Source organism: Terribacillus saccharophilus (assembly GCF_002272075.1).
GTDB classification, from domain to species: domain Bacteria; phylum Bacillota; class Bacilli; order Bacillales; family Amphibacillaceae; genus Terribacillus; species Terribacillus saccharophilus_A.
The window spans coordinates 58,245-64,980 of sequence record NZ_NPBJ01000012.1 but is presented as its reverse complement, the minus strand read 5'-3'; the positions used below and the strand labels follow the sequence as shown (position 1 = coordinate 64,980).

The window sequence follows — 6,736 nt, the reverse complement described above, 5'->3', positions numbered from 1 at the left end:
GATTGCCGAACTAATCGACGAAAGCGAATTGAACGAAGATTACGTTATCCCAGCTCCATTCGATCCGCGCGTCGCTCCAGCTGTTGCGAAAGCAGTAGCAAAAGCAGCAATGGATACTGGCGTCAACCGTATTACAGTTGACCCTGAAGAAATAGCTGAGAAAACGCGTCAGCTTACAATCATCGACGAAGACTGACATGTAACCTGCACAGGAAGACGTTTCCATTGTTGGGAAATGTCTGTCTAACGCAGGTTATATCTATTTACATAGTTGAATTTAACGCGCACGTCCATGGAAATGATGGTACAATAAATAGTTAGATGCGTTTGTTCAAAAGGAGGAATTACCTTGCTTAAAGATTTTTTTAGCAAGAAGAAACATGCTTCCAAGCCGAGTGAAGAGGCGAAGCAGGATATTCCTGAAGGACTCATGCTCAAATGCTCGGACTGTGGGAAGATCTACTACCGGGAAGAGATGAGAAAGCAATTGTATGTGTGTCCGAACTGTGGTCACCATCATCAATTGCCTTCTGACGAACGAATTAACAACTTGTTCGACGAAGGTTCATTTATGGAATATGATACAGAACTTAAAACCGGCAATCCGCTTGGATTCCCAAGTTATTCGCAGAAGCTAGAGAAAGACCAGCTGAAAACAGGATTAAAGGAAGCAGTTGTAACCGGTGAAGGTACGATCAACGGTTTCCGTACTGCATTTGCTGTCATGGACTCTCGCTTCCGAATGGCAAGCATGGGATCTGTTGTAGGGGAAAAGATTGCTCGTGCAATTGAAAAAGCGCGTGAAGCGAACATTCCGTTTATCATTTTCACTGCATCTGGCGGTGCCAGGATGCAAGAAGGTGCTTTGAGTCTTATGCAGATGGCCAAGACGTCTGCTGCTGTCCAGCGATTCCGTGATGCTGGCGGACTGATGATTTCTGTCATGACGAATCCTACATATGGAGGAGTTTCTGCAAGTTTTGCGTCGCTTGGGGACTATAACTTTGCTGAGCCTGGTGCTCTAATCGGCTTTGCAGGCAGACGTGTTGTAGAAGAAACAATCCGCGAGAAGCTTCCGGAGGACTTCCAGACTGCGGAATTCCTATTGGCGCATGGACAGCTGGATGATGTTATCAATCGCCATGATATGAAAAAATATCTGACCACGATCCTCGATATCCATCAAGCAGGAGGAAACGTATCATGAAACAAGTATTGGAATTCGAGAAGCCAGTCATCGCTCTGCGCGAGAAGATTGCAGAGCTGAAGACATTCACGAAGGAGAGCGACCTAGATTTAACGGAAGAAATCGTTAAGCTGGAGACGCGGCTTGAAAGGCTGGAAAATGATATATACACAAATCTGAAGCCTTGGGATCGTGTGCAAATGGCACGGCATGCAGAGCGTCCGACGACACTTGATTATGTTGAACAGCTTTTCACTGATTTCCTGGAGTTCCACGGCGATCGATATTATGGAGATGATGCTGCAATTGTTGCAGGTATCGCCAAGTACAAAGGTCGCCCCGTAACAATCGTTGGACATCAGCGCGGCAAAACGACAAAAGAGAATATCCGTCGTAATTTCGGCATGCCGCATCCGGAAGGTTTCCGGAAGGCAGCACGTCACATGCAGCAAGCTGCTAAATTCGGACGTCCAATCATTTGCTTTATCGATACAAAGGGTGCTTTCCCGGGTCGAGCAGCAGAAGAACGAGGACAAAGTGAAGCGATTGCTCGTAACTTAATGGAAATGTCTGGCTTCGAAGTGCCGATCATTTGTATCGTTATCGGAGAAGGAGGCAGCGGCGGCGCATTGGCGCTTGGTGTTGGAGATCGCCTGCTTATGCTGGAAAACTCAACGTTCTCTGTCATTTCACCGGAAGGAGCAGCTTCCATCCTGTGGAAAGACGGCGGCAAGGCGAAGGAAGCAGCTGAAAAACTTAAGATCACGGCACCTGACCTGAAAGAGCTAGGCGTCATTGATGACATCATTCCGGAAATTCGCGGAGGTGCTCATCGGGATCTGTCGGCTCAGGCAGAGCTTGTGGATCAAGCAATTGCTGAACATCTTTCTCAATTGGAAAAATTGGACAAGCAAGTATTGCTGGAACAAAGATGGGAAAAATACAGTAATATTGGTTCGTTTGCTGAATAAGCACCTGAACATTTGGATTCATCTTCCGCTTCTGTAAACGATTTACATAGGCTTTTTTGCGGAATTCTTTCTCTTACTTTTTTTAATAAGAAAATTATATGTTTTTATTTGATAATAAGTTGGATAAGGATTATCTTTGAGAGGGTATAAAAGTTCTATAATCGAAATTGCTTAGAGGTGAGCGCATGAAAAAGATAGGTGTTCTAACAAGCGGAGGGGATTCTCCGGGCATGAACGCGGCAATCCGTTCTGTCGTAAGAAAGGCTATTTATCATGATTTGGAAGTGTATGGTATATACAACGGCTATCAAGGCTTGATGGATGGAAATATCAAACAGCTGGATCTTGGGTCAGTCGGCGATATCATTCAGCGTGGCGGAACAGTACTCCACACAGCCCGCTGTGAAGAATTCAAGACCGATGAAGGACAGAATAAAGGAATTGAGCAGCTAAAGCGTATTGGCATCGAGGGACTTGTTGTCATTGGTGGTGACGGTTCATTCCGCGGAGCAGAGAAGCTGACGCAAAAAGGCTATCCATGCATCGGTGTACCGGGAACGATTGATAATGATATTCCAGGTACAGATTTTACAATTGGGTTTGATACAGCACTGAACACAGTTATCGAAGCTATTGATAAAGTTCGCGATACTGCTACTAGCCATGAGCGTACGTATGTAGTCGAAGTAATGGGCCGCCATGCAGGTGACATCGCCTTATGGGCAGGTCTTGCAGACGGTGCTGAAAGTATTCTGATTCCTGAACAGCCGACAGACTTCAATGACGTAATCGAGCGTCTGAAGCGCGGTCAGGAACGCGGAAAGAAACATAGTATCATCATCGTTGCAGAAGGAGTCGGCAGTGGGTTTGAGTTCGGCAAACGTATCGAGGAAGCAACGAATATGGATACACGAGTGACTATTTTGGGACATGTGCAAAGGGGCGGATCGCCTACAGCAAATGATCGTGTGCTAGCAAGCCGACTAGGCGCGCACGCAGTTGATCTATTGCTTGAAGGCAAATCCGGACGCATGGTAGGAATTCAAAATAACAAACTTGTGGATCACGACATTCTGGAAATTTTAGACCAGAGACACGAAATCGACCTGGACATGTATAAGCTATCCCAGGAATTATCGATCTAATAGTTCTTGCACTACTGAAGGAGGATTCTCATAATGAGAAAAACAAAAATCGTATGTACAATTGGACCAGCTTCTGAGTCCGTAGAAACACTAGTTCAGCTTATCGAGGAAGGCATGAATGTTGCACGCCTTAACTTCTCTCACGGTGATTTTGAGGAGCATGGCGCCCGCATCAAGAATATCCGCGAAGCATCAAAGCGCACAGGTAAAACGGTAGCTATCCTTTTGGATACAAAAGGTCCTGAGATTCGTACTGGCGTCCTGCAAGGCGGAGAAGCGAATATCGAAAAAGGTGACGAGATCTTTGTCAGCATGACTGAGCTGGAAGGTTCCAAAGAGAGATTCTCTGTAACATATCCTGGCTTAATCAATGATGTTCATGTCGGCTCGAAGTTTCTATTGGATGACGGCTTGATCGAGTTGGAAGTACTGGACATCGATAAGGCGAATAATGAAATCAAAACAAAAGCATTGAACTCCGGTTTGCTTAAAAACAAAAAAGGTGTCAATGTGCCAGGTGTCAGCGTAAACCTTCCGGGTATTACGGACAAGGATGCAAGCGACATCGAGTTCGGAATCGAACAAGGCATTGATTTCATCGCTGCTTCCTTCGTAAGACGCCCATCTGATGTATTGGAAATCCGTGAATTGCTTGAAAAGCATGAAGCTGGCCATGTCCAAATCATCCCGAAAATCGAAAACCAGGAAGGCTTCGACAACCTGGATTCTATTTTGCAGGTGAGTGACGGTCTAATGGTTGCACGTGGTGACCTAGGCGTTGAAATCCCGGCAGAAGATGTACCATTGGCACAAAAAGAAATGATCAAGCAATGTAATATCGCTGGTAAGCCAGTTATCACTGCAACGCAGATGCTTGACAGCATGCAGCGTAACCCGCGTCCGACACGTGCAGAAGCATCTGACGTTGCGAATGCGATTTTCGATGGTACAGACGCGATCATGCTTTCTGGTGAAACAGCTGCAGGTAACTACCCTGTCGAGGCTGTCCGCACGATGAACAATATTGCTCGTAAAGCAGAGACTGCACTTGATCATAAAGCAATTCTTGATGAGCGCTCCAAAGCAAGTGATATGACAATTACAGATGCAATCAGCCAGTCAGTTGGTCATACTGCTATTAACTTGAGTGTCAGCGCAATCGTTACTGCTACTTCAAGTGGCTACACTGCTAAGATGATTTCCAAGTATCGTCCGAAAGCACCTATCGTAGCAGTTACATTTGATGAAGCAACAAACCGCAGACTAGCCCTTGTATGGGGTGTACAGGCGATTACTGGTGAACGCGTAGAATCTACAGATGATATGCTGGATCTTGCGGTAGATACAGGACTATCTACTGAATTGTTCAAGCGCGGGGACCGTATCATCATCGCTGCAGGTGTACCTGTAGGAGAAACTGGTACAACTAACTTGATGAAAGTACATGTTATCGGTGATATCCTTGCTAAAGGACAAGGCATCGGAAAAGGCAGTGTCTATGGTAAAGCAGTCGTTGCAAAGGATGCCGAAGAAGCAGAGCGTCTTCTTCAGCCAGGAGATATCCTTGTAACGTACGGCACAGATAAAGACATGATGCCAGCAATCGAAAAAGCTGGCGGTCTTATTGTTGAAGAAGGCGGTTTGACATCCCACGCAGCGGTTGTCGGCTTAAGCCTTGGTATCCCAGTCGTAGTTGGTGTAGCGGAAGCAGCAACAAAAATCTCTAATGGCGCACTAGTAACAGTTGATGCAGCCAAAGGTGATATTTACGACGGTCATGCAAGTGTTCTTTAAGATATAAGAGACGAGGAGAGGGTATGAGACCCTCTCCTTTTTTCATTTTACAAGGCTGTGGTACACTTGAATTATCCTGATTTATTGGAGCGTTGTGTATGAAAAAAGCGTTACTTTTCCTTTTCATCTTGTTCCCGGCTATTGAAATAACATTCTTCATCTGGGCTGGAATGGAAATCGGTTTTCTTTGGCTTTTCCTTCTTATCGTGGCAACAGGTCTGCTTGGAGTTGCGTTGGCGCGCCGTGAAGGAATACAGACATATAGGAGGGCAAAGGAGCAAATGCAGAATGGGCAGCCGCCGACTGATGAACTACTTAACGGTACTTGCATTCTGATTGGCGGATTCCTTCTATTGCTTCCCGGATTTTTCAGTGATTTGATAGGTCTATTGTTTTTACTGCCGTTTACCCGTAAAAGACTTCGTTACTGGGTACAGGCGCTGCTTATGCGGCTTATAGCGAAAAATACGATTCGTGTCTACCGCCGTTAAATCTGTTTGCCAGATTTGATATATTGCCAGAGGACACGCAGAACACCTGTATGGTAAAGCGTATGCAGGACAACTAATAGTACCGGGCCGGCTAAAAGGCCGATAAAGCCTAACAGCTGGAATCCAGCAAAGACAGCAATCAGAGTAGCTAACGGATTGAGCCCGATCTGGACTGACAGTAGATTGGGTTCCATTAGCTGACGCTGCAGCACGATTACGAGATAAAGCACAGCCAGTCCAATCGTTAAAGAGAAATTCCCGGTGAGAAAGCTGTACAGAATCCAAGGAACGAAGACAATCCCTGTTCCGAGATAAGGTACGATATCAATAAGGGAAATGAAGAAAGCTGTAGCAATCGGATGCTCAATGCGCAGTACAGCAAAACCGATACACATAATCACGAATGTCAAACTCAAGAGCAAAGCCTGTGCTTTCAGGAATCCAAAGCATGCTTTTTTTAGGCCCTTGCCTACTTGCTTGGCGGAAGAGAGTAGTAGAGAAGGTAGAAATCGATTTAGGAACGCAGAGATATTTTCCCAGTCCTTACAGATGAAAAAAGTGCCTAGCAAGGCAAAAATACAAACGCTTATATAAAGAGGTGCCTTGCCAAGCAACATAGGAACAGCTTCCAGTACAGTTTGAATGCCTTCTCCAAGTGTTGCAGACAGATGCTGAATGACTGCTTGCAAATTCTCATCCAATGCTTCTTGCTGGTCAGGGTTCAATTCCTGTTGAAAAGACATCAATCGCTCATAATATGGCACAATATAAAGCTCCGCCAGTTTTTGTACATAACCTATAAAATCAGTGAAATGTACGGGTACAGTCTTAGCCAGATAAGCTGCGCCTTGGGCAATTTCATTTACTGCCAACGCAAGACCAGCAAGACAGAAACCTAAAAATATCAATAGTATCAGTGCAACAGCTGCGGTCCTGTTCAAGGCTGTTTTTTGCTCAATCAGACGGACAGCAGGATTCATCAGAATTGCTAGGATGACCGAGATGATAAATGGATATACATAAGGAGCGGCCAGCATAATGATTGCAAAACAGCCCGCAATGGATCCAAGGACAATACATAATCGCAGCATTTGGTGAAGTGTTGTCATTTGCATAAGCTCACATCCTTTTATTAGTGAAGAAAGTTTG

6 protein-coding genes and 1 pseudogene are annotated in these 6,736 nt (G+C 45.3%); 6 read left to right on the top strand and 1 reads right to left on the bottom strand.

The genetic code is table 11. The features are described 5' to 3' along the window. From CHH48_RS06105 to CHH48_RS06080, 6 genes and pseudogenes are all read left to right on the top strand, one after another. Positions 1-196 (top strand): annotated as a pseudogene (locus CHH48_RS06105) (NAD-dependent malic enzyme); the annotation flags it as partial. Positions 197-349: 153 nt separating this feature from the next. Beyond that, positions 350-1,207, top strand: a complete 858-nt coding sequence (gene accD / locus CHH48_RS06100) for an acetyl-CoA carboxylase, carboxyltransferase subunit beta (protein WP_095220151.1) — start codon at positions 350-352, stop codon at positions 1,205-1,207. Beyond that, positions 1,204-2,157 (top strand): acetyl-CoA carboxylase carboxyl transferase subunit alpha, encoded by a 954-nt coding sequence (accA, locus tag CHH48_RS06095; protein ID WP_095220152.1) that lies wholly within the window; start codon positions 1,204-1,206, stop codon positions 2,155-2,157. The genes accD and accA overlap by 4 nt, the downstream gene beginning before the upstream one ends. Positions 2,158-2,342: 185 nt before the next feature. Further along, a complete protein-coding gene (gene pfkA / locus CHH48_RS06090; protein WP_095220153.1) occupies positions 2,343-3,302 on the top strand; it encodes a 6-phosphofructokinase in 960 nt (319 codons plus the stop codon). 33 nt (positions 3,303-3,335) lie between these two features. Continuing rightward, positions 3,336-5,096, top strand: a complete 1,761-nt coding sequence (pyk, locus tag CHH48_RS06085) for a pyruvate kinase (RefSeq protein ID WP_095220154.1) — start codon at positions 3,336-3,338, stop codon at positions 5,094-5,096. Positions 5,097-5,194: 98 nt separating this feature from the next. Next, complete coding sequence (locus CHH48_RS06080) at positions 5,195-5,587, top strand: FxsA family protein (RefSeq protein WP_095220155.1); 393 nt, start codon at positions 5,195-5,197, stop codon at positions 5,585-5,587. Here the strand turns inward: CHH48_RS06080 and ytvI are convergent. Further along, positions 5,584-6,702 carry a sporulation integral membrane protein YtvI gene (ytvI, locus tag CHH48_RS06075; RefSeq protein ID WP_095220156.1) on the bottom strand — a complete coding sequence of 373 codons (1,119 nt, stop codon included), beginning with the start codon at positions 6,700-6,702 and terminating at the stop codon, positions 5,584-5,586. The genes CHH48_RS06080 and ytvI overlap by 4 nt on opposite strands. Positions 6,703-6,736 lie beyond the last annotated feature (34 nt).